The following is a 22227-nucleotide window of genomic DNA, read 5'->3' on the forward strand; positions in this document are numbered from 1 at the left end:
CCCGCGCACCACGCACGCTCCGTAACTGGCGCATGGGCGGGTGCAGAGCAAAGGGACGAACCCGCGCAGCACGCCCCCCAACAGCCGGCACTCAACACCCAGCGCTCGACACCCGGCGCTCGACACCCGGCGCCCAACACCCAGCACCCTGCGCCCAACAGGCGGCGCTCAACAGCCGACCCCACCCCGCCTGGGCGTGATCCGTCGGCTTCCTAAGGTGCCAGTCGCCTCGGCTCAGACGAGCGCGGGCGGGGCCGGCGGGGCCACCGCGGGCAACGCGACAAGCGGGACCTTGGGCGGCAGGGCCGGCGGGGCGGGTGCCCGCAGCGAGCTGCGGCCGGCGGCCCAGCTGTCCAGCAGGTGCGCGGCGAACAGCCGGTCCACCGCGAGCCCGGCCGCCGCGCCGAAGAGCACGTCGGGGGCGAGGGCCGGTTCGGCGCGGACCAGGCCGCCGCACATGTCGTGCGCGGCGATCTGCTCGTGTACCGCGTCGGCCTCGACGTGCTCGTCGTAGAAGCGGGTGGCCACCTCGTCGAGGCCGAGCCGGCGCAGCCCGTTGCCGTAGCGACGGTTCGGCAGCGAGGAGGTCATCTCGAACGCGGCCAGGTGCCCGAGCAGCGCGCCGCGCCACCGCCGGTGCAGCCCGAACAGCGACATCAGGTTGTTTGTCGCCAGGGTCACCGCGGGTGCCGCGTCCAGGTGGGCGCCGTAGGAGGTGTCCATGCCCAGCCGTTGCAGGGTGCGCCGGAACAACTCGGCGTGCATCCGGTCCAGCCGGCCGTTGCCGTACTCGTCGGTCTGGATCTCCACCAGCGCGGCCTTCGCCGGCCCACCGAGGCGGGGCAGGGCCCAGCTGTGCGGGTCCGCCTCGCGTAGGTGGTAGACGGAGCGGTGGGCGACGAACTCGCGGAACTGGCTGAGATCGGCGCGTCGTTGCAGCGTCGCGGCCAGCGGCGGCCCGTCGTCGGCCGCGACCAGCTCGGCCAGGCCGGCGGCCACCCCGGCGGCCGGCACCGACGGTACGCCGACCAGCCGGCGCAGCGCCGCCGCGAAGGGCCGTTCGGCTTCGGCGCGCAACGCGAGCAGCGTCGGCTGCCACTCCCACGCCTCGTCCACGCCGCGCCAGCCCCGGTAGTGCAGCTCGTAGCAGAGGAACAGGGTGAGCTGAAGGTCCTCGTCCGTGATCGGGTCGGCCGGATCGAGGTCGGTGCCGAGACCAGCCGGCAGGTCGTGCGGCGGGCGCCGGAGAGCGTCGAGCACCGCGGTGGAGAGCGGGCCGCGCGATCGTGGCAGTGTCGCGGGGCCGTAGCGGCCGTCAACCTGCTCGGACATGGGACCTCCAGCGTCGTCGGGCCGCTACTGATGCCCTGGCCGAGGGCAGCTAAACGAGGTCTTCGGCGTTCGCGGTGATCTCCACCTGCTCGCGGACCTTGCGGGCCGGAGCGCCGTCGGCGTACAGGCCGCGCAGGTCCGCGAACGCCGGCTCCGGCGGCGCCAGCGACACCGCCGGGTCGACAACCGCCTCCAGTACGCAGGGACGGTCCGCGGCGAGGGCCTCGTCCCAGGCCGCGCCGACCAACTCCGGGCGGTCCACCCGCACACCGTGCAGCCCGAGCAGGCGGGCCCAACCGGCGTACGGCACATCGGGGCGGCGGTTGCCCGGATCGGACGACGGCTGCCGCCCGCCACCCGTGCCGCTCTGATCCCGGTTGTTGAGCACCAGCACCACCAGCCGAGGGTCACGCCAACTCTGCCAGTGGTGCGACACGGTGATCAGCTCGGCGAGCCCGTTGAGCTGCATCGCCGCGTCGCCGAGCAGCGCGATCACCGGCTGGTCGGGGGCGGCGAGCTTGGCGGCCACCGCGTACGGCAGCGCACAGCCCATCGACCCGAGAGTGCCGCAGAGCTGCGCGTTCACCCCGGGTGGCAGGGTGAGGTGCCGGGCGTACCAGTAGAGGACCGAACCGACGTCGACCGCGACCGCCGCGGTGCCCGGCAGGCGGGCGGACAACTCCTGGAGTACGAGCTGCGGGTTGACCGGGTCGGCGGACGCGGCCACCCGTCCGGCGGCGATCTCCCGCCACCGGTCCACCGAGCTCTCCACGGTGGCGCGCCACCGCTGTTCGGGACGACCCCGCAGCCGGGCCAGCAACGCCCGCAGCGTCTCGGCGGCATCGCCGACCAACGGCACGTCGGCCGGGTAGCGGGTGCCGATCCGCCGGCCGTCGATGTCGATCTGCACCGTGCGGGCCTGCTCCGGCATCGGGAAGTAGCCGGTCCACGGGTCGTTGGTGCCGACCATCAGCAGCGTGTCGCAGCCGCCCATCAGCTCGGCCGCGGCCGCGGTGCCGACCTCGCCGAGCACCCCGGTGTGAAACGGCAACCGCTCGTCGAGCACCGGCTTGCCCAGCAGTGACGTGGCCACCCCGGCACCGAGCCGGTCGGCCACCTCGATGATCTCGGCGGCCGCGTCCCGCCCACCCTGACCCACCAGGATCGCGACGCGCTGACCGCCACCGAGCAGTTGCGCGGCGGCGTCGAGGTCCGCCTCGTGCGGCAGCACCCGGGCCAGCGGCTCACCGGGGGTGGCCGAGACCACCCCGGCGGCGTACGTCTGCACGTCGGGCACCAGGGTTTCCTGCAACTGCCGGGGCAGTACGACACAGGTGGGGCTCCGGGTCGCCGCCGCCGTCCGGAACGCCTGGTCCAGCAGGGCGGCCACGTCCTCGGGGTTGCGCCCGTAGCGGACGAACTGGTTGCACACGTCGCCGAAGAGCCGACTCAACCCGATCTCCTGGTGCGCGGCGCCGAGCGGCCCGGAGATGTCCTCCCCGACGATCGCCACCACCGGCTTGCTGTCCAGCTTGGCGTCGTAGAGGCCGTTGAGCAGCTGCACGGCGCTGGGCCCCTGGGTGGCGAGACAGACCCCGATGCCGCCGGTGAACTTGGCGTGCCCGGTGGCCATGAACGAGGCGGTCTCCTCGTGCCGGGCCGGGACGAACGCCGGCTCGCCGCCGGTGCGGTCCAACGCCTCGATCAGCGGGGTGATCGCCTCGCCCGGGTAGCCAAAGGCGCGGGGCACCCGCCAGGCCAGGAGCCGTTCCACCACGAGATCTGCCACCCGGCGCTCAGCCATTGCCGCGCCCCGGTGTGCTGGGGTCGACGTAGCGCAGCACCGCACCCACCCCGTCGGTGAGGTCTGGTGCCTCGTCCGCGCCCAGCACGGTCAGTGCCGCGTCGGTGCCGACGAGCGCGCGGACCAGCGCCGCGTCGGCGCGTACCCGTTGCGGGTCGGCCACCGACATGGCGGCCAACTGCCCCGGGTCGACGGCGATCTCGGTGGGTTGCGCGCCGATCCACAGCTCACCGTCGGCCGACGGATCGTCCACGATCAGCATGGTGTCCACCTGGTTGCGTTGCAGGGCCGAGACGACCGCGTCGAGGCCGCCGCCCACGTCCTCCTGCACACCGAACCTGTCCAGCGCGGCGCTGATCCGCTGGTCGGCGATCTCCGCGATGGTCTGCACGGTGAGGTCGTCCAGCATCGTCTGGTCGGCGCCCCCGGCCCGCGACCCGGCATCGGTGCGGACCACCAGGTCCTGCCACCGCTCCGGCATCTGGGCGGCGATCATCCCGGTGGCGCGGACGTCACCGGCGACCACCACCACGTCCGCGCCGACCTGGTCGGCCAACTGCACGGTGGCCGCGGTGACGTCGCCGGCGTTCTGGTGCCACGCCTCCATGGCCGCCCGCTGGTAGCGCGACTGGGACCAGCCGCCGGGCTTCGTCCGCCGCAGCGGGAACTCGTCGCGGCCGGCGACGTGCGCCCGGCGGGGCACCCCGCCGGCGCTGACCGCCATCGCGTCGGCGCCGAGCCGGTCGGCGACCACACGTACCCAGGCCACCTGTTCGCCGCGTTGGGCGAGCAGCGGCATCACGTGTGGCAGCGGCGCGAAACTGGCCAGGTCGCGCAGTGGTGGCGCGGACAGGTACTCGGAGAGGACCACCCGACCGTGGCTGGCGAAGACCGCCAGTCCGTAGTCGCCGACCATCGGGTCGTGTCCGCGGATCACCCGGTCCAACGCGGCGATGCTCGCCTCGTCCGCGCCCTGTTCGGTCAGGCGACTCTGTAGGGCGCGCCAGCGCAGGTCCAGCGCGGGTTTGGCGTCCTCCGTGTCGGCGGAGGCATCCAGGTACACCGAGCACCACGGCCCGGGACGGTCGTAGAGCGGGCGCAGGAAGGACAGCTGCATGCTCGACCCCTTTCCAGCTCGGCCCCCCGCTTACCCGGGTCGCCGGGGATGTCACCTCGCGGCCGTGAGCCCGTGACCAGGTTTCATTCACGTCGTTCAACCCAGGACGTCGATACGATCTGTGCACACAAGCGGACTCTCGGTGGTGGGAATGGACAGCGGACTCGAAACCCGACGGATCGTGCATCCGACCGAAAGGATCGTCACCGGGCGGTTGATCCGCCTGCTCGACGGCTACACGCGCGAGATACGCGTCGGTCAGCCGGTGCTGGTGGCGGTGCTCGCCGCGGCGGCGATCGCCCGGCTGCCCGCCCTGCTGCTGCGCGCGCTGTTCTCGTTCGGCGGTGGCGGCACCCGCCGGCGGTGGAAGGAGCTGAAGAAGGGCCCGGAATACCTGGTCGTCCCGGTGCGTCTGCGCAACACCGCCGGCCAGCTCTGCGAGGTGGAGCTGCACGGGCATCTGCCGCAGAGCGCCCTGCACCCGGCGGACCAGGTGCAGCTCACCCTGCGCCCGCAACGCGACCCGGAGCTGCCGCCGCGCATCGAGCGGATCGTCAACCTCACCACCGGGCAGTTGCTCACCCCGCGCACCGCGACGCTCTGGTCGCACCTCGGGCCGCCGCTGCTGTTGCAGGCGTTCCTGGGCGCGCTGCTGCTCGCCGGTGTCACGGCCTGCTCCGCACTCACCTGACCGCTCAGGCAGGCGCCCCGGTCAGCCGACCGGGGCGGGCTCGCGGGCCGGTTGGCGGTCGACGCCGAGCATCCCCCGGCGGCGAGCCCAGCGCTCGTAGGCCAGGGTGGCGAACGGCGGCACGGCACTGATCAGGGCGACCGCCGTGGCCAGCAGGCTCCACCGGTGCAGCCGGGCCACGGCCAGCGTCAACACGACATACGCGATGAACAGGCCGCCGTGGATCGGCCCGAAGACCTGCACGCCCAGCTCGTTGCCGGGCGGGCCGTACTTCATGAGCATGCCGACCAGCAGGGCCAACCAGGAGCAAGCCTCGGCGATCGCCGCCGCGACGAACAGCCGGGTCACCTTCTCGCGCATCCGCACGCCACCACCTCTCGACCGGCAATGCTATCGGGATGGTCTGACTGGGCTATCAGGGTGGTCAGCTGGGTAGAAGAGGTCCATTGGGTGTTCCCCCGCCCGACGAGGACGTGCGAGGTTAGGGGGAACCAGCGGTGACAGGGTGGTGACGATGGGCGAGGACGTCGGCGTACGGACCTTCAGTCGAGAAGATCGGGCCCGCTATCGCGACAAGGTCCGCCGCTGTCTGGATGTCTTCGCCGAGATGCTGCGCGAGTCGCGTTTCGACGTCGACCGGCCGATGACCGGCGTGGAGATCGAGCTGAACCTGGTCGACGAGGCGTCGAATCCGGCGATGCGCAACGCCGACGTGCTGGCAGCCATCGCCGATGAGAGCTTCCAGACCGAGTTGGGCCAGTTCAACGTCGAGATCAACGTGCCGCCGCGGCGACTGACCGGCACCGGCACCGCCGACTTCGAAGAATACGTGCGGGCCAGCCTGAACGCCGCCGAGGTGAAGGCGCGGGCGATCGGCGCGCACATGGTCATGATCGGGATCCTGCCGACGCTGCGCCCCGAGCACCTGACCGCCGAGACGCTCTCGGCCAACCCCCGCTACAAGCTGCTCAACGAGCAGATCTTCGCGGCGCGCGGTGAGGATCTGCCGATCGCCATCAGCGGGGTGGAACGCCTGGCGGTCACCGCCGACACCATCACCCCGGAGGCGGCCTGCACCAGTACCCAGTTCCATCTGCAGGTCAGCCCGGCCCAGTTCGCCGACTACTGGAACGCCGCCCAGGCGATCGCCGGCATCCAGGTCGCCGTCGGTGCGAACTCGCCGCTGTTCTTCGGCCGGGAGCTGTGGCGCGAGACCCGCATCCCGCTGTTCCAGCAGGCCACCGACACCCGGTCGGAAGAGATCAAGGCCCAGGGGGTACGCCCCAGAGTCTGGTTCGGCGAACGCTGGATCACCAGCGTGTTCGACCTGTTCGAGGAGAACGTGCGCTACTTCCCGGCGCTGTTGCCGGTCTGCGACCCGGAGGACCCGACGCAGACCCTCGCGGCCGGTGAGGTGCCCAATCTCGCCGAGTTGCGCCTACACAACGGCACCGTCTACCGGTGGAACCGCCCGGTGTACGACGTGTCCCGTGGCCGACCGCATCTTCGGGTGGAAAACCGGGTGCTGCCCGCCGGCCCGACGGTGCTGGACACCATCGCCAACGGTGCCTTCTACTTCGGGCTGGTCCGTGCCCTTGCCGAATCCGACCGGCCACTGTGGTCGCAGATGTCGTTCAGCGCCGCCGAGGAAAACTTCACCAACTGCGCCCGGCACGGCATCGACGCGCAGGTCTTCTGGCCCGGCCTCGGCTATCTGCCCGTCACCGAGCTGGTGCTGCGCCGGCTGCTGCCGATGGCACACCACGGCCTGGACGGGTGGGGGCTCGACCCGGGCGAACGCGACCGGCTGCTCGGCATCATCGAGCAGCGCTGCCTGACCAGCCGCAACGGCGCGAGCTGGCAGGTGGAGACGCTGCACCGACTGGAGTCGGCCGACCACCTGGACCGGCCGGCGGCGCTGCGGGAGGTGGTCCGCCACTACGTGGACCTGATGCACAGCAACCGGCCGGTGCACGAGTGGCCGATCCCGTGAGCGCCCCCGGTGGCCCGACTGGCGCGGGGCTCAGCCGCGCGGGGTGGGCACACCGAAGAGATCGATGATGCCGCCGGGAAGCTGGGCGAGCAGGTCGTGTCGTTCGTCGTCATCGAGCGCCTCGGCGACGGTACGCAACACCGCCTGGGCGTGTTGACGCACCTGGTCGGCGTTCGCGACCTGTTCGCGGTCCCCGACGTTCTTCAGGAACTCGCCGACGTCCCACCGGCGGCCCTGCGGATTGCGGGTGACGGACCCGTTCAGCCGCTCGGGTAGCTGCGCCGCCAGGTGGTCGGCCTCCTGTCCGGCGAGCCGTTCGCCGAGCACCGACAGGACTGCCTGTACGGACCGCACGGCCTCGTTCTCGCCGAGGCCAGCTCGCTGTCGTACCGTGGCGATCATCTGCTCGTACTCCATGCTCCGCTCCTTCGGTTCCTCGACCTGCCGTCGGGCCTGCCTGCGGACGAACGGGGCGAGTTCCCAGGCTCACTGGCCACAAACGGGGTCACGCGCGGATCCGGACTTCCCGCCATCGGCGGTCGGACCCGCACGAAACCCGCCAGTCACGGCACTCGGATCGCCAGTGCGGCCGGGTCGGGCCGCGCGGGAAGCCCACCGGGGCATCGCGCGTCCGTCGACTGGGGACCGTCCGTTGTGGACCCCTCCTGGCGTCGATGACTGTCGTAGGCTGTGGCGGCTCGCACATCGTCAGACGAGGGGATGCCGATGGCCACGTCAGGACCAGACCCAGCTTCGACCCGAGGGCCCGCGCGGGTGCCCCTGTCCCGTCGACACATGCTGCGGATGGGAGCGGCGGCCGCCGGTGGCGCGGTGCTCGCCGGCGGGTTGGAGACCGGGCCCGCGCAGGCCGCGCCGGCTGGTGCGAAGCGTGCGCTGCGGGCTCCGGCGCTGGCGCCCGGCGATCGGGTCCGGGTCGTGTCGCCCGGCAGCACTCCCGACCCCACGAACATGGCCCGCGGCATCGAGATCCTGCGAAGCTGGGGCCTGGAGGTCGAGCTGGGCACGCACGTCTTCGCCAAGTACGGCTATCTGGCCGGCACCGACGCGCAGCGGCTGGCCGACCTCAACGCCGCGCTCAACGACCCGGGGATCCGTGCGGTCTTCGCCGCCCGTGGCGGTTACGGCACCCAGCGGATCGTCGATCGCATCGACGTGTCCGGCGTTCGCCGGGATCCCCGGGTGGTCGTCGGGTTCAGCGACATCACCAGCATCCACGGCAAGCTCTGGCGCGAGACGGGCCTGGTCACCTTCTACGGTCCGATGGTCAACTGGAGCGACGACCGCACCGGCCCTGATTCGGCCGAGGCGCTTCGCCGGGCGGTGATGACCACCGCACCCGTGACGATCGTCCGGGACCCGGCCGAGACGGCGGCGCCCGTGCTGGTGCCAGGGCGCGCGTCGGGCCCTCTGCTCGGTGGCTGCCTCACCCTGCTCTCCACCTCGCTGGGTGCCGGTGACATCCCGAAGTTCGACGACGCCATCCTGTTCTTCGAGGACGTCGACGAGGCTCCGTACAGCATCGACATGATGCTGACCGAGCTGCGCCGGGTGGGCGTGTTGTCGAGGGTTGCCGGGGTGGTCATCGGCCAGATCACCAACAGCGTCGGCGAACCCGGCGAGTGGGACGCTGCGGCGGTGCTGAAGGACCGCCTGTACGACCTTGGCGTGCCGGTCCTGGGCGGGCTACGGCTGGGGCATGGCAACGGGCAGCTCACCGTTCCGCTCGGCGCACGGGCCACGATCGATGCCGAGGCGGGGACCCTGACGGTGGAGCCGGGAGTCCGGCCGCGCTAGCCTCCCGTCACCGCGGCCCAGGGGGACAGGTCGTCGCGCAGCCGGCTGTAGAGGTAGGCGTCGCGCCACTGGCCGGCCCGAAACTCACTGGCCCGCACGACGCCCTCCAACTGGAAGCCGGCCTTCTCCAGCGCCCGCTGCTCGGCGATGTTCTCCGGGTGGGTGCCGGCCTGGATGCGCTGCGCCGGCGTGTGCTGGAACAGGTAGTCGCAGAGCAACGCCTGCGCCCGCCAGCCGATCCCCCGCCCGCGCCATTGCGGCAGGAGAAAGATGCCGATCTCCCAGTACGACGCCCGCCCGGCGTAACGCCCGGAGATGTAGCTGACGAGGCCTGCGGCTGCCCGCTCCTGCTCGACCTCGACGATGAGCCGCCCGTCGTCCTCGCCGAGGTAGCCGTCGACGGCGAACCGCCGAGCCGGCGCCCCCGCGTCGCGGAAGCCGGCCCAGTCCAGACCGATCAGGCCCGGCTCGGTGCAGAGCCGCCGAAATATCGCCAGGTCGGGCTCGGCGACGGGTCGAAGCCGAACGGTGAGATCTGCCGTCACCGGCACCGACGTGCCACCGTGATCCATGGCGACACGCTAGCCGCCAACCCGCACCGCGGTCGTCCCGGCAGCAGGGAGGCGCCGCCGGTCAGACCGTGAGCAGCACCTTCGTACACTCGTCCTGCTTCTTCTGGAAGATCTTGTAGCCCTTCGGGGCGTCGCGCAGCGGCATCCGGTGGCTGACGATGAAGCTCGGGTCGATCTCGCCGCGTTGGATGCGCTCCAGCAGCGGCCGGGTGTAGCGCTGGACGTGGCACTGACCGGTCCGCATGACCAGCGAACGGTTCATGAACGCGCCCATCGGGAACTTGTCGACGAAGCCGCCGTACGCGCCGACGACCGAGACCACCCCACCCGAGCGGCAGGCGAGGATCGCCTGGCGCAGGGCGAACGGCCGTTCCGTCTCGACCCGGGCGACCTGCTTCGCCCGGTCGTAGGCGTACATGGCGGCGTTGCCGTGGTGGCCTTCCAGACCGACCGCGTCGATGCACGCGTCGGGCCCTCGTCCGGCCGTCATCTCGTTCAGGGTGTCCAGCACGTCCGCCTGCTCGTAGTTGATCGTCTCGGCGCCGATGTGCTCCTCGGCCAGCCGCAACCGGTACGCGAACCGGTCGATGACGATCACCCGCTCCGCGCCGAGCAGCCGGGCGCTGGCCGCGGCGAACAGACCCACCGGCCCGGCGCCCCAGACCGCGATCACCTGGCCGGGTTTGATGTCGCACATCTCGGCGCCCATGTAGCCGGTCGGGAACACGTCGGCGAGCATGACCGCTTGGTCGTCGCGGACCTCGTCGGGCACCTTGAGCGGGCCGATGTCGGCGAACGGCACCCGGGCGTACTCGGCCTGACCGCCGGCGTAGCCGCCGAGCAGGTGGGAGTAGCCGAAGATGCCACCCGGCGAGTGGCCCATGATCTTCTCGGCGATGCCGGCGTTCGGGTTGGAGTTCTCGCAGACCGAGTAGAGGCCGCGCTGGCAGGACGAGCAGTGCCCGCAGGCGATCGGGAAGGGCACCACCACCCGGTCGCCGGGCTTGAGGTTGCGCACCTGCGGACCGACCTCGACCACCTCGCCCATGAACTCGTGGCCGAGGATGTCGCCCCTGCGCATCGCGGGGATGTAGCCGTGGTAGAGGTGCAGGTCCGAGCCGCAGATCGCGGTGGTGCTGATCCGGACGATCGCGTCCCGGGCGTTCATGATTTTCGGGTCGGGCACGTCGATCACCTTGACGCTGTCGGTGCCCATCCAGGCGGTGGCCTTCATGGTCGGTCCCTTTCGGAGCGGGCGGTCATCGGCGCGACGGCGGCAGCGGCTGGGCGGGGCGCTGCATGGCCTGCTGGCGTACGGAGATGCCGTTGGGGCTGCCCTCGGAGCGGACCACCTCGCCGGTCTCCAGCACCTGCTTGAAGCGGCGCAGGTCGTCACGGACCTGCTGCTCGGGCTCCTCGCCGAAGAGTTTCGCCACCACCCGCCCGAGCGGGCCGGCCGGCGGCGCGTACCGCAGCTCGACCCGGACCTCGGTGCCCCGGTCACCGGGTGCGGGCACGAACCGGACCCGTCCGGCGTTGGGCACCCGGGTGCCCGGCAGCGAACGCCAGGTGATCGACTTGTTCGGTTGGTCGTCGATGATCTCGGCGTCCCACTCGACGCGGTGACCGGCCGGGCCACGGGCGATCCAGTGCGAGCGGCGCAGGTCGTCGGCGCGTACGGACTCCAGGTGTGCCATGAACCGGGGCAGGTTCTCCATGTCCCGCCAGAACCGGTACGCCTCGGCGGGTGAACGGTTGACGGTCACCGCGATCTCCATCCGGATCATCCGGGCCCGGGCCCGTTGGGCCCGCCCGATCCGTACGGCGCAGAGCACGTCGACGGCGGTGATGCCGGCGACCGCGAGGGTGCTCAGTGCGACCCGGCGGCGGCGTTCACCGTCGCGGTCGGCGAGGGCCCGCCCGAGCAGGGTCAGGTCCATGGCGTCGCCGGCCACCCGGCTCCAGGCCCAGCCGGCGGGGCGGCGCCCGCTGAGCAGACCGGCGGCGCTGCCCACCTCCCGGAGGCCGACGGCCGGCAGCACGGCCCGCGCGGACGGGGAGTCGTCCACCCCGGTCAGTCGCGCCAGGGGTCCGGGCGCGACCAGGGCGCCCACGCCCAGGGCCAGGCTCAGCAGGCCCAGGGTGCTCGGCAGCGTCGCCGGCACCGGCCCGTCCAGCTCGGGCAGGAGCACGGTGTCGATCCGGGTCATGCCTGGTCCCTTCCGTTGGACGTGACGGCCGGCGGAGCGGCCGTGGTGGTGGTTCCGCCCCCGTGACGCTATGTCGTAGACGTGCCGTATGCGCCAGGTTCGGGGTAGAACGTCCAACGCGACAACGGAGGCGTGAACGCCTACGGCACCGGTCAACATCGCGACATTGACCGATTTGGATCGCTTGAAGCCGTTACCTTCGGCCCAACCCGCCGCGCCGCCGGAAGGACACCCCCATGAGCCGGGCTCTCCTGCGCCACCTGACCGCCACCGTCACCGTCGCACTGCTCGTCGTGCCGGCCGCCGCGCCGGCTGCCGCGCGTACCCCCGGGTCGGCGACGCCCGCGCCCGGCGTCGTCCGCACCGTCGTGCGCGACGCGACGACCGGCGCACCGGTGCCCCGGGCCTGCGCCGCACTCCTCCCGGTGGACGCCGCCGCGTTGTCGGCAGTCGGCATCGGTGAGGACCAACTCGGACGGTACGGGGGTTGCGCCGACGAGCAGGGCGTCCTGGTGGCCTCCGACGTCGCCCCGGGGAGGTACCGGCTGCTGGTGCGCCCCTACGACACGACGGCGCACGGCTGGCAGTGGGTCGGCCGGCACGGCGGCACCGGTGAACGCGAGCGGGCACAGGTGATTCAGGTGCGACCCGGCGTCGTGACCAGCGCGCCGACCATCCGGCTCGACCCGCCGGGCAGCATCACCGGAGTGGTGACCAACATGGCGACGGGCGCTCCGGTCTATCGTGCGCTGGCCATGGTGGTGCCGTACGTGCCGCACCCGAAGTACGACGACCACGGCCCGACCACCGACGAGAACGGCCGCTACACGATCACCGGCCTCGGGCCGTACCACTGGCCGGTGCAGTTCGCGGCGAGCGGGCTGGCGACCGTGTGGTCCGGTGGGGTGGGCAGTCGGCAGCAGGCGCGGTCGGTGCGGGTGCGTGCCCACCAGACGGTAGCCCTGGACCAGGCGCTGCCCGCCGGCACGCTCGTCAGCGGCGCGGTACGCGTCGACGAGCTGCTCACCTACGCCCAGGTGATCGCGTTCGACACGGCCACCGGGGACCTGGCCGGCGTGGCGGACGTGGGCACCGACTACACCCTGCGCCTGCTCCCCGGGCAGCGGGTGAAGCTGCGCTGCGACTGCGCGTACGCCCCGCCGACGTGGCACCGCGACGCGGCCGACTTCGACACCGCGACCCCCGTACGGGTCCGACGCGCGCCGGTCGTTCTGGACTTCGACCTCCGGTAGGAGTCGCTGGCCCGTACCGACAGCCGAACCTCGCCGGTCCGCATATTCTGGCCGGCCACCGGAACCTTCTTCCCGGCCCAAAGGTGGGAATGGTGGAGAAGGGGGGTGACGGTGTCCGACTGCGATCTGATCTCCGAGCTGTACGCCGGCTGTTTCCGACGCCTGGTGGTCCAGGTGTACGCGGTGACCGGCGACCTGACCGAGGCGCAGGAGGCGGTCCAGGAGGCGTTCACCCGGGCGTTGGTGTCACCACGGCGCTTCGCCGCGCTGGACAACCCGGAGGCGTGGTTGCGCCGGGTCGCGGTGAACTGGGCCCGCAGCCGGTACCGGCGGCGCCGGGTGCTCGACGGGCTGCTGCGCCGCATCGGCCCGCCGCCGGCCGTCGCCGACCACTCCCCGGAGCACCTCGCCCTGCTCGCCGCGCTGCGCGTGCTGCCGGAGGGGCAGCGGCACGCCCTGGCTCTGCACTACCTCGTCGACCTGCCGGTGGACGAGGTCGCGGCCACGCTGGGCGTGTCGGCCGGGACTGTGAAGTCCCGACTGTCGCGGGGTCGGCAGGCCCTGGCGGCGCTGCTCGCCGACACCGACACCCCCGATGCCGCCGCCGGCGCCGGCACGGGCACTGCGGCCGACACCGGCACTGGCACGAAGCGCGCCACCGACGCTACGGAAACCGGGAGGATCGATGTCCGGTCGTGAGTTCTCCGGGTTCGACGTGGACACCCTCACCGAGGCCGTGTCACCGCCGCCCTTCGACACCCTGCGCTCCACCGCCCGGTCGCGCCGACAGCGGTCGGTCGCGATGGTGGCGACAGCACTTGTCGCACTGGCCGGGCTGGCTGTCCTGCCGCTGGTGGCGGGGGCGGACCGGGCCGACCCGGTGGCCCCCACGCAACCGTCGCCCGTGCACGGGGACGACTTCACGCTCACCGGGCCGGAATCGGGGGTCGACGTCGACGTGTCCGAGGACGGCTGCGTGGTGCGCTTCACGTACACCGGAGACCGCGGCCGGACCTGGTCGGACTGGGACGCGGCCCTGTTCCGGGGCACCAGGTGTGCGGCCAGCGCCCGCACCGCGACACCGGCCGGTCCGGTCCAGGTCGCCGTGCTCAGCGACCGGTCCTACCTGGTCAGCGACGCCGGCCTGCCCCGTCTCTCCACCGACTACGGTCGCACCTGGCGGGACGGAAGCACCGCGATCGTCGCCGTGTCCAGGTTCCCGGCGACGGCCCGGCCGGTCTTCTGCGGGTTCGGTTGTCGGCCGCTGGCCGAACCACTCGCGGTGGATCCGTCGAACGGCACCGTGTACCGCCTCACCACGGCACCCTCGTGGCGTCCCCTGTACAGCCTCTACCCGGCTGCCGACGGCTCGATCTGGGCGGTGTACCGGATGGGAAGAACCTCGGGGTCGACAGTCGCCCGCAGCGTGGACGGGGGCGCGACCTGGACCACCTGGGACGCGGGCGACGACGCGAACGTGGTCGCGGTGGTCGGGCTCGACGACCGAAAGGGGTACGCGCTGGCCGAACCGTCGACGACGAGCGGCGGGATCCGGCTGCTGCGCACCACGGACGGCGCGAAGACCTGGACGGACACCGGCGCCCACCTGCCGCGGCAGACGTGGGACCTCACTGTGGGGTCGGACGGCTCCCTGCTCGCGACCAGCACCAACGGGGGCACCGAGCCCAACGAGCTCGCGCGGCTCCTGGTCAGCCGGGACGGCGGGAGCCACTTCACTGTCGCGCGGGACTACGGCCCGGTTGTCGGGTCGATCAGTGTGACACCCGGGTACGCCTGGCTCTTCGGCCGCGACGACGGGGCGGAGCCCGACCACCTGCTCGTCACCACGGACGCGACCACCTGGAGCCGCTTCGCGCTCAAACCCTGAAGAAGGAGTGCCGCCCGGAGTTAACACCGAGCCGCACCGGGTAGCCGGCATGCGCTTCTACCAGCGCCCGGGGGAGGTGGGATGACGGCGACCAGTGCGTTCTTCGAGCGGTTGACGGTCGCCGGCCAGGATCCGCGGTTCGAGAAGGTGTGCGGGAGCGTGCGGTTCGACATCCGCGACGGCGCTCAGCTGGAGCAGTGGCTCCTGGTGATCGATCACGGTCGGATGCGGGTGACCAGGAGCTCCGACCCCGCCACCACAGTCATCATGGTGTCCGCGCAGGTAGCGGAGGCGATGGCGCGCGGTGAGGTGAACGGCCTGGCGGCGATCACCCGAGGCGACATCATGGTCGACGGAGACCTCGGTCTGGCCCTGCGGCTCGGGCGGCTGTTCCCGCGGGAGCCCGGGCCGCTGCAGAGCGGCGGCCAGGCCAGTGGGACGTGACCGATGAGGGACATCCCGGGCACCGTGTCGTGTATCGACGGGAACACCTTCATGGTGTCCGACGCCAGCGGCGATGTGGAGTCGTCCCCCGCCACACCGGTCGGGCTGTTCGCCGCCGACACCCGCTTCCTGTCCCGCTGGATGCTGTTCGTCAACGGCGAGTGCATGACCGCGCTGTCGGTGGACGACAGCCAGTACTACGAGGTGACGTTCTTCGTGGTGCCGGGCGCGGCGGTCGACTACGTCCAGGCCGACGTGTCGGCCATCCGGCGCAGGCGCATCGGCCCGGACCTCACCGAATCGCTGACGATCTTCAACTACGGCGAGCGGGACACGGACCTCGACATCCGGCTGGAGGTGGCCGCCGACTTCGCCGACATCTTCGAGATCAAGTTCGACATCGGTGACAAGACCGGCACCAGTTACACCCACGTGGGCCCGGACGAGTTGCGCCTGGGCTACCGGCGCGGCACCTACCGACGTGAGGTCGTCGTGTCGGCGAGTGAGCCCGCCGAGTTCGACCCGGACGGCCTGCGGTTCACGATCCGCCTGGCCCCCGGCGAGCAGTGGTCGACGCGGTTGCAGGTCGCCATGCTGGCGCTGCGTCCGGACGGCGTCGACCTGCGCTCCGCGCTGCGGGCTCTGCGGCCCGACGACTCCACCCTGCCCACCAGCCTGCGGGCCTGGGTCGCGGCGGCCCCGACCCTGGACACCGAGAGCGCCGCGCTCCAGCAGGTGTACCACCGCAGCCTGGTCGACCTGGCGGCCCTGCGCTTCGCCCCGCTCTCGCTGAGTGGCGCGGCCGTGCCCGCCGCCGGGTTGCCCTGGTTCATGACCCTGTTCGGCCGCGACAGCCTGCTGACCTGCCTACAGACCCTGCCCATCACCCCGTCGTTGACCCCGCCGACGCTGCGGATCCTCGCCTCGCTCCAGGGTGTCCGCAGCGACGACGTGCTGGAGGAGGATCCCGGCCGGATCCTGCACGAGCTGCGCTACGGGGAGTCGGCCGCGTTCGAGGAACAACCGCACTCCCCGTACTACGGCACGGTGGACGCGTCGCCGCTGTTCGTGGTGCTGCTCGACGAGTACGAACGGTGGAGCGGCGACACCGCCCTGGTCAGGGAGTTGGAGCAGGAGGCTCGCGCCGCCCTGGCGTGGATCGACAACTACGCGGACCTGACGTCCACCGGCTACATCTGGTACGAGCGGCGCAACCACGTCACCGGCCTGGAGAACCAGTGCTGGAAGGACTCCTGGGACAGCATCTCGTACGCCGACGGAAGAATGCCGGGCTTCCCGAGGGCCACCTGCGAAACCCAGGGGTACGCCTACGACGCCAAGATCCGCGGGGCCCGGCTGGCCCGTACCGTCTGGGGTGACCCTGATTTCGCCGACCGGCTGGAGCGGGAGGCGGCGGCGCTGTACGACCGGTTCAACCGGGACTTCTGGCTGGCCGACCGCGGCTACTACGCCCTGGCGCTCGACCACGACGGCACCCCCGTCGACAGTCTGTCGTCCAACATCGGGCACCTGCTGTGGAGCGGCATCGTGCCGCCGGAGCGGGCACCGCAGGTCGTCGACCACCTGATGGGTCGGGCGCTGTTCTCCGGGTGGGGTGTGCGGACCTTCGCCGAGGGTCAACGCCGCTACAACCCCCTCGGCTACCACAACGGCACGGTCTGGCCGTTCGACAACTCGTTCATCGCCTGGGGCCTGCGCCGCTACGGGTTCGCCAGCGAGGCGGCCCGCATCGCCGAGAGCATCCTGTCCGCCGCGACCTACTTCCAGGGCCGGCTCCCCGAGGCGTTCGGCGGGTTCGACCGCAACACCACCCGCTACCCGGTCCGGTACCCCACCGCCGGCAGCCCGCAGGCGTGGTCCAGCGGAGCGTCGATGCTGCTGATCCGTACCATGCTGGGCCTCAACCCGCACGAGGACCACCTGGCCGTGGATCCCGCGCTGCCCTCCATCTTCGGACGGGTCGCGCTGCTGGACGTTCCCGGCCGCTGGGGCAAGGCCGACGCCTTCGCCCGCCACCGCCCCGACCAACGGCAATAATCGGAGCAAGATTTATCTCCAAAAACTGTAATCACCCATTCGCCGGGGACACGCGCCCCGGCACCTCAGGCACTTAACAAAGAATTAAGGTTGCCCGACCGAAAAACTGTCATCTGGCACGGACACGACCGCAGCCAGGAGACTTGCCGGTCACCCTCCTTAATTCTTCGTCCGCAAGTTGTTGTCAGCCCTCGGCGCACCCATAATTCCTTTCGTCAAAAGATTTGTCGCCGACGCAAAGGAAAACACTGGTAATGCGGACTCCCCCCGCGCATGTCGCACCGGCGGACCGGGCGCGAAAGCGTCGCCGCCGCACCCGCATCTCGCTCTCCGTCGCCGTCGTGGCCGCACTGGGTGCCAGCGGCATCTACATCGCCGGCGCCCAGGCCGAAGAGGTCGCCGTGCCCGGCCGGGTCCAGGCCGAGGCCTTCGCGGCACACTCCGGGGCGCAGACCGAGGGCACCGGCGACGCCGACGGCGGCCGGAATGTCGGCTGGCTGGCCAGCGGCGACTGGCTGCGCTACGACGCCGTGTCGATCACCGGCGCCGACCTCACGGCCCGGGTCTCCTCGCAGAACGCCACCGGCGGCACGGTCGAGCTGCACCTCGCCGCGCCGGACGGTCAACTGCTTGCCACCTTCCCGATCGCGCAGACCGGCGGCTGGCAGAAGTGGACGACTGTCACGGCGCAGGCGTCCGGCGTGCCGGCCGGCCCGCAGACCGTCTTCGCTGTCATGAAAAGCACCTCGCCGTCGGACTTCGTGAACCTGAACTGGTTCACGTTCGGCCCCGCGGCGGGCTCGTCGCCGAGCGTGCCGGTGAGCGCCTCGGCGACGCCCACCGCCTCGCCCACGCCGAGGCCCACCCCGTCGGCGTCCGCCTCCACGTCCGTCCCGCCGGGCGCGCCGGCAGCCGGCTGGGTACCGGTCGACCAGGCCCGGTGGAGCAGGGAGTTGGCCGCCTTCGACGCCCTCACCCCGAAGGCGGTGCCGCCGGGGACCACCCGGGTTCCCGAGTTCCACACCGACTGCGAGGTCGCCAACTCGGCGCCGGACGACCCGATCGTCGTGCCCGCCCTGCCGGGCGCCTCGCACATGCACACCTTCTTCGGTCCGAAGATCGACTCCTTCACCACGACCGACAAGCTGCTCTCCGCGACGACCAACTGCAACGCCCCGGGTGACAACAGCGCCTACTGGACTCCGGAGTTGCGCAAGGACGGTCAGCCGGTCCCGATCAAGAGCATGCGCGTCTACTACGGCTCGCGGGTCAAGGACCCGTCGACCGTGAAGCCCTTCCCGCCGGGCCTGCGGGTCGTCGAAGGTGACGCCAAGCGGCAGGTGGACACCCCGAAGAACGCCGGTAGCAATCAGTTCTGGTGCGCCGGCAGCGCCGAGATCGGCCGCAGCGCCGACGGCAACTGGCCGGTCTGCGCCCCGGGCGGCAACCTGATCTTCCAACTGGTGTTCAAGGACTGCTGGGACGGCAAGAACATCGACTCACCCGACCACAAGTCGCACATGGGTGACCCGGTGAACGGTGTCTGCACCGGCAAGTACCCGGTGGCCGTGCCGGACCTGTCCTTCATGGTCAACTACCAGTCGCTGGGCGGTGACGGTCTCACGCTCTCCTCCGGCAAACCGTCGTCCATGCACGGCGACTTCATGAACGCCTGGGAGCCGGCACGCCTCGGCGCCCTGGTGAAGTCCTGCCTCAACCAGAACGCCAAGTGCGGCACCGAGGTCACGTTCGCCGGCGGCTGACCGGCGCACCCACACCGTTGCCACCGGACGACCCCCTCGCTCAGGCGAGGGGGTCGTCCGGCATCGTGGCCGGCTCGGGACAGGTGCGAATCTCTCCGAACCCGGTGCGGCGACTCCCGCCCCCCGTGCGGAGCGTACGGATGGATGTCGCCGTCAGCGCGACGACGCGGTCGTCGTCCCGTGACAGGTCCACCAGGGCGCGCTCGGCGGTGTCGCCGGGGATGTCCGCCAGCGCCTCGGTCAGCCGCCGACGCGCGGATGGTGCCAGGGTCCCCCGGGCGAGGCAGTCGACGAGGCTGGTCGCGATCCGTTCCGCCACCGCGGTTTCGCTCGCCAACGCGGCCAACACGTCGGCCGCCTCGGCGTCCCTCGTCTCCTCGACGACCATGTCGACAAGCGTCGGGATCGCGTCCACCACCCGCCGCGCCCCGAGCGCCAGCGCCGCGTACCTGCGGACCACGACGTCGGAGTTCGTGAGGGCGTCCCGCAGCACGTCGGTCGCCGCGTCGTGCGGGATCTCGGCGATGGTCTGGACGGCCCGCTCGCGTACCTCTGCCTGTGGTGCGCGTAGGCCGACCGCGAGCAGGGCCACGCCGCTGTCCCCCGACTGTGCCAGCGCCCATCGCAGGGCTCCGGCGACGTTCGGGTCGCTCTCGTTCAGCGCCGCCTCGACGAGAGCCTCCACGGGCACCGGACCTCCGTCGAGCGAGGACAGTGCCGCGCGCTGACGCCTGCCCGCGCTCGGTGAGCCCAGGGCCTGTAGGAGCGCGACGACCTGGAGGACGTCCTTCCAGTCGGCGGGGTCGGCGGCACCGATCCGGCGCAGTCGGGTGAGCAGGTCCAGCTCATCCGCGATGCGCTGCCGTGTCCGCTGGATCAGGTCGTGGACGAGGTCGGAGGGGGTGAAGCCGGGATCGTCGAGCGCCCGCCGGACGTCACGTAGCGACAGGCCCAGGGACCGGAGGCTCTCGACCTGGAAGATCAGCCGGATGTCCTCGTCGGAGTACTCCCGGTAGCCAGCGCCGCTCCGGCCGGTCGGTCGGACCAGGCCGAGCGAGTCGTAGTGCCGGAGCATGCGGGCGCTGACCCCGGACCGGCGCGCCACGTCACCGATCAACACCTGCGCATCATCCCCGCTCGCCGATCGCGCCGAGGGCCACCACACGCTTCGCCTCCTCGATCGAGAACCCGACACCGGCATCCGGGTCCCGCGCCAGCCGTTCCGTCGCGATCGCGTGCGCGCGTACCTGCGGGTCAGGATCTGTCAGCGCGACGCGCAGGATCGGCGTCAGCACCGCACCGAGCGCGACCAGCGCCCGGCTGAGGCTCAACCGCGTATCCCGCGGGCCACGCCCGAGCTGCGTCGCCAACACCTCGGCCAACTCCGGCTCGTCGGCCGGGGGCACGAGGACGACCGCCGCCCGCCAGGCGCTTCGCGCCACCTCGTCGTCCGGGTCGGTCAGAAGCGCCCGTGTCATCGCCGGCCAGGCCCGCCGATCGCCAATCTTGGACAACGTGTGCAACGCCTGGCTCCGGGCCTGCGCACGCTCCGAGCGGAGTTGGTCGGTGAGCTTCGGAACGGTCAGTGCGGGTGGGTGGCGGATCAGTGCCCAGGTGAGCATCTCGCGTACGGAGAACTCGGGCTCGATCGCGCATCGCTCGACGAGGGTGTCGACGAACCGCGGGTCCGGGGCTGTGCCGACCGCCAGCGCCGCGCGCAGCCGCACCGACGGGTCGCCGTGCTCCAGCGCCTGGAGCGCCCGCCTGGTGTTCGTGTCCTTCTCCGGTCCGGTCATCGAGACCACCTCCTCGATATCACTGAAGACCTTCGCACCGTGTCAAGGTCAAGGCGTCCGACGACGGGTGCCCCGGGCAACTTTCGTCGACCACGGTAGATCCATCTGTCGGCATCAACTGATAGGAAGGGGGCACAACCTAGCCTCCCGGGAGATCGTCTTGGCACGTGCACACCTGTCCCGTCGTTCGCTGCTGGCCGCCGGTGGCGCCGCCGCCGTCGCACTCGGTGCGGCAGCGAACCCGTCCGCTGCCGCCGCCGCACCGGCCGACAACCCGGTCGGTACGCCGGCCGAGGCGCTGCGTCGGCTCCAGGCCGGCAACCGACGGTTCACCACCGGCCACGGCCGGCACCCGCACCAGGGCCTCACCGACCTGCACCGACTCGCCGCCGGCCAGCACCCGTTCGCCGTCACCGTCGGCTGCGCGGACTCCCGGGTGGCGCCGGAGCTGCTCTTCGACCAGGGGCTCGGCGACCTGTTCGACAACCGGGTGGCCGGCAACATCGTCGACGACCTGCTGCTGGGCAGCGTCGAGTTCGCCGTGGAGGAGTTCGGCAGCCTGCTGATCGTCGTCCTCGGCCACGAACGCTGCGGCGCGATCACCGCCACCATCGACGCCATCCACAGTGGCGGTGCCGCACCCGGGCACATCGGCACCATCGTGGACGCCCTGCGTCCGATCGTCGAGCCGGTGCTGGACCAGCCCGGTGACCCGGTGGAGAACGGGGTCCGCGCCAACATCGCCGCCCAGGTGGCCGCGCTCTCGGCACGCAGCACGATCATCGCCGAAAAGGTGCACCAGGGCGCGTTGCGGGTCGTCGGCGCCCGTTACGACCTGGACACCGGGCGGGCTTCGCTGGTGGCCTGACGGCCGTACCCGCACGCACGGTGACGCCGGCCGGTCGACCGGCCGGCGTCGCCGCTCGCGGCCGGGCCAGCCAGCATCGCCGGCCGCGGCCGGGCCGGCTGGCGGTCCCGTCAGCGCGGCAGCCGGGTGCGGCGGTAGTAGGACCAGCCGGCCAGCGGCAACGCGATCGCCCACGCCAGCAGCAGCGGAAGGCCGATCAGGACACCGGTCGGGGTGAAGATGTCCTGCTCGCTGGACTTCGACAGGTCGGCGGCGAACTGCCACGGCAGGGTCGCCGAGTAACCAATCATCAGCGCGGAGCCCAGCACCGTCGGCGTCAGCGGCACCCACGGTGGCACCCGGCGCCCGCGCAGCCACGGCACCCACCGGGGGAAGGTCACGCCCCACTCGCTGACGAGCCCCAACGCCAGGACGCCGCCGAGACCGGCGAGGACGCACAGCAGGCCGAGATAGAACGCGCCGGCCGGCATACCCAGGAAACCCTCGACCGGGTGGTCCCCGACGCCGGGCCCGCGACCGTGGTACCACTCCTCGAACGGCTCGGCGTTGGCGAACAGCGGGACACCGAGGATCCACGGCACGTGCAGCGGGATGAACCCCAGCACGGGCGCGATCCACGCCAC

20 protein-coding genes and 1 pseudogene are annotated in these 22227 nt (G+C 71.7%); 10 read left to right on the forward strand and 11 right to left on the reverse strand.

Annotated features, from left to right (window positions below; all coding sequences use genetic code 11):
* Positions 1-234: 234 nt before the first annotated feature.
* Genes AB0B14_RS25950 through AB0B14_RS25960 form a run of 3 tightly spaced genes read right to left on the reverse strand, consistent with a single transcriptional unit; the run spans position 235 to position 4253 of the window.
* A complete protein-coding gene (locus AB0B14_RS25950) occupies positions 235-1332 on the reverse strand; it encodes an iron-containing redox enzyme family protein (protein ID WP_357074261.1) in 1098 nt (365 codons plus the stop codon).
* A gap of 49 nt (positions 1333-1381) precedes the next feature.
* Positions 1382-3136 (reverse strand): thiamine pyrophosphate-binding protein, encoded by a 1755-nt coding sequence (locus AB0B14_RS25955; RefSeq protein ID WP_357074264.1) that lies wholly within the window; start codon positions 3134-3136, stop codon positions 1382-1384.
* Entirely contained in the window at positions 3129-4253 is a 1125-nt protein-coding gene (locus AB0B14_RS25960; protein WP_357524681.1) for a Vms1/Ankzf1 family peptidyl-tRNA hydrolase, read from the reverse strand. Before AB0B14_RS25960 ends, AB0B14_RS25955 begins: the two co-directional genes overlap by 8 nt.
* A gap of 142 nt (positions 4254-4395) precedes the next feature.
* Here AB0B14_RS25960 and AB0B14_RS25965 point away from each other — a divergent pair, with 142 nt between their 5' ends.
* A complete protein-coding gene (locus AB0B14_RS25965) occupies positions 4396-4944 on the forward strand; it encodes a hypothetical protein (RefSeq protein WP_357074270.1) in 549 nt (182 codons plus the stop codon).
* A 21-nt stretch (positions 4945-4965) separates the two neighbouring features.
* Here AB0B14_RS25965 and AB0B14_RS25970 read toward each other — a convergent pair whose 3' ends face one another.
* A complete protein-coding gene (locus tag AB0B14_RS25970; RefSeq protein WP_357074394.1) occupies positions 4966-5304 on the reverse strand; it encodes a DUF3817 domain-containing protein in 339 nt (112 codons plus the stop codon).
* 154 nt (positions 5305-5458) lie between these two features.
* Between AB0B14_RS25970 and AB0B14_RS25975 the strand changes: the two genes are divergently transcribed.
* Positions 5459-6937, forward strand: a complete 1479-nt coding sequence (locus AB0B14_RS25975) for a glutamate--cysteine ligase (RefSeq protein WP_357074273.1) — start codon at positions 5459-5461, stop codon at positions 6935-6937.
* Between the two features lie 30 nt (positions 6938-6967).
* Here the strand turns inward: AB0B14_RS25975 and AB0B14_RS25980 are convergent, their stop codons facing one another.
* Positions 6968-7354 carry a DUF2267 domain-containing protein gene (locus AB0B14_RS25980; protein WP_357074275.1) on the reverse strand — a complete coding sequence of 129 codons (387 nt, stop codon included), beginning with the start codon at positions 7352-7354 and terminating at the stop codon, positions 6968-6970.
* Positions 7355-7732: 378 nt separating this feature from the next.
* Here AB0B14_RS25980 and AB0B14_RS25985 point away from each other — a divergent pair, with 378 nt between their 5' ends.
* Entirely contained in the window at positions 7733-8752 is a 1020-nt protein-coding gene (locus AB0B14_RS25985; protein ID WP_357074278.1) for an LD-carboxypeptidase, read from the forward strand.
* Here the strand turns inward: AB0B14_RS25985 and AB0B14_RS25990 are convergent.
* The 3 genes from AB0B14_RS25990 to AB0B14_RS26000 form a co-directional block, all read right to left on the reverse strand.
* Positions 8749-9324, reverse strand: coding sequence for a GNAT family protein (locus AB0B14_RS25990; RefSeq protein ID WP_357074281.1), 576 nt, complete (start codon positions 9322-9324; stop codon positions 8749-8751). The genes AB0B14_RS25985 and AB0B14_RS25990 overlap by 4 nt on opposite strands.
* Positions 9325-9385: 61 nt before the next feature.
* Positions 9386-10558, reverse strand: coding sequence for a zinc-dependent alcohol dehydrogenase (locus tag AB0B14_RS25995; RefSeq protein ID WP_357074284.1), 1173 nt, complete (start codon positions 10556-10558; stop codon positions 9386-9388).
* 25 nt (positions 10559-10583) lie between these two features.
* Positions 10584-11534, reverse strand: coding sequence for an SRPBCC family protein (locus tag AB0B14_RS26000; protein ID WP_357074287.1), 951 nt, complete (start codon positions 11532-11534; stop codon positions 10584-10586).
* Between the two features lie 236 nt (positions 11535-11770).
* Here AB0B14_RS26000 and AB0B14_RS26005 point away from each other — a divergent pair, with 236 nt between their 5' ends.
* From AB0B14_RS26005 to AB0B14_RS26030, 6 genes and pseudogenes are all read left to right on the forward strand, one after another.
* The gene (locus AB0B14_RS26005) at positions 11771-12787 is read left to right on the forward strand and encodes a carboxypeptidase-like regulatory domain-containing protein (RefSeq protein WP_357524683.1); all 1017 of its coding nucleotides are present in this window, start codon (positions 11771-11773) and stop codon (positions 12785-12787) included.
* A gap of 111 nt (positions 12788-12898) precedes the next feature.
* Positions 12899-13366: pseudogene (locus tag AB0B14_RS26010) on the forward strand (sigma-70 family RNA polymerase sigma factor); the annotation flags it as partial.
* A 106-nt stretch (positions 13367-13472) separates the two neighbouring features.
* A complete protein-coding gene (locus tag AB0B14_RS26015; RefSeq protein ID WP_357074293.1) occupies positions 13473-14675 on the forward strand; it encodes a hypothetical protein in 1203 nt (400 codons plus the stop codon).
* An 81-nt stretch (positions 14676-14756) separates the two neighbouring features.
* Positions 14757-15119: an SCP2 sterol-binding domain-containing protein gene (locus AB0B14_RS26020; protein WP_357074296.1), complete on the forward strand. Its 363-nt coding sequence runs from the start codon at positions 14757-14759 to the stop codon at positions 15117-15119.
* A gap of 12 nt (positions 15120-15131) precedes the next feature.
* Complete coding sequence (locus tag AB0B14_RS26025; protein WP_357524715.1) at positions 15132-17177, forward strand: glycogen debranching N-terminal domain-containing protein; 2046 nt, start codon at positions 15132-15134, stop codon at positions 17175-17177.
* 254 nt (positions 17178-17431) lie between these two features.
* Complete coding sequence (locus tag AB0B14_RS26030; protein ID WP_357074299.1) at positions 17432-18940, forward strand: DUF1996 domain-containing protein; 1509 nt, start codon at positions 17432-17434, stop codon at positions 18938-18940.
* A 40-nt stretch (positions 18941-18980) separates the two neighbouring features.
* On the opposite strand, the gene AB0B14_RS26035 is transcribed toward AB0B14_RS26030, so the two are convergent.
* Entirely contained in the window at positions 18981-20060 is a 1080-nt protein-coding gene (locus AB0B14_RS26035; RefSeq protein ID WP_357524685.1) for a MerR family transcriptional regulator, read from the reverse strand.
* A 7-nt stretch (positions 20061-20067) separates the two neighbouring features.
* Positions 20068-20736, reverse strand: coding sequence for a HEAT repeat domain-containing protein (locus AB0B14_RS26040; protein WP_357524687.1), 669 nt, complete (start codon positions 20734-20736; stop codon positions 20068-20070).
* Positions 20737-20896: 160 nt separating this feature from the next.
* Here AB0B14_RS26040 and AB0B14_RS26045 point away from each other — a divergent pair, with 160 nt between their 5' ends.
* Positions 20897-21604, forward strand: coding sequence for a carbonic anhydrase (locus tag AB0B14_RS26045; protein WP_357524689.1), 708 nt, complete (start codon positions 20897-20899; stop codon positions 21602-21604).
* Between the two features lie 110 nt (positions 21605-21714).
* Here the strand turns inward: AB0B14_RS26045 and AB0B14_RS26050 are convergent, their stop codons facing one another.
* The gene (locus AB0B14_RS26050; protein ID WP_357524691.1) at positions 21715-22209 is read right to left on the reverse strand and encodes a hypothetical protein; all 495 of its coding nucleotides are present in this window, start codon (positions 22207-22209) and stop codon (positions 21715-21717) included.
* Between the last annotated feature and the right edge of the window lie 18 nt (positions 22210-22227).

Origin of the sequence: Micromonospora sp. NPDC049171 (genome assembly GCF_040648275.1) — a bacterium.
In the GTDB taxonomy this organism is placed as follows: Bacteria; Actinomycetota; Actinomycetes; order Mycobacteriales; family Micromonosporaceae; genus Micromonospora.

Bases quoted from the DNA above. Each gene is read 5' to 3' on its own strand.
- AB0B14_RS25950 (WP_357074261.1), bottom strand. From the start codon at position 1,332: ATGTCCGAGCAGGTTGACGGCCGCTACGGCCCCGCGACACTGCCACGA.
- AB0B14_RS25955 (WP_357074264.1), bottom strand. From the start codon at position 3,136: ATGGCTGAGCGCCGGGTGGCAGATCTCGTGGTGGAACGGCTCCTGGCC.
- AB0B14_RS25960 (WP_357524681.1), bottom strand. From the start codon at position 4,253: ATGCAGCTGTCCTTCCTGCGCCCGCTCTACGACCGTCCCGGGCCGTGG.
- AB0B14_RS25970 (WP_357074394.1), bottom strand. From the start codon at position 5,304: ATGCGCGAGAAGGTGACCCGGCTGTTCGTCGCGGCGGCGATCGCCGAG.
- AB0B14_RS25975 (WP_357074273.1), top strand. From the start codon at position 5,459: ATGGGCGAGGACGTCGGCGTACGGACCTTCAGTCGAGAAGATCGGGCC.
- AB0B14_RS25980 (WP_357074275.1), bottom strand. From the start codon at position 7,354: ATGGAGTACGAGCAGATGATCGCCACGGTACGACAGCGAGCTGGCCTC.
- AB0B14_RS25985 (WP_357074278.1), top strand. From the start codon at position 7,733: ATGCTGCGGATGGGAGCGGCGGCCGCCGGTGGCGCGGTGCTCGCCGGC.
- AB0B14_RS25990 (WP_357074281.1), bottom strand. From the start codon at position 9,324: ATGGATCACGGTGGCACGTCGGTGCCGGTGACGGCAGATCTCACCGTT.
- AB0B14_RS25995 (WP_357074284.1), bottom strand. From the start codon at position 10,558: ATGAAGGCCACCGCCTGGATGGGCACCGACAGCGTCAAGGTGATCGAC.
- AB0B14_RS26000 (WP_357074287.1), bottom strand. From the start codon at position 11,534: ATGACCCGGATCGACACCGTGCTCCTGCCCGAGCTGGACGGGCCGGTG.
- AB0B14_RS26005 (WP_357524683.1), top strand. From the start codon at position 11,771: ATGAGCCGGGCTCTCCTGCGCCACCTGACCGCCACCGTCACCGTCGCA.
- AB0B14_RS26015 (WP_357074293.1), top strand. From the start codon at position 13,473: ATGTCCGGTCGTGAGTTCTCCGGGTTCGACGTGGACACCCTCACCGAG.
- AB0B14_RS26020 (WP_357074296.1), top strand. From the start codon at position 14,757: ATGACGGCGACCAGTGCGTTCTTCGAGCGGTTGACGGTCGCCGGCCAG.
- AB0B14_RS26030 (WP_357074299.1), top strand. From the start codon at position 17,432: ATGCGGACTCCCCCCGCGCATGTCGCACCGGCGGACCGGGCGCGAAAG.
- AB0B14_RS26040 (WP_357524687.1), bottom strand. From the start codon at position 20,736: ATGACCGGACCGGAGAAGGACACGAACACCAGGCGGGCGCTCCAGGCG.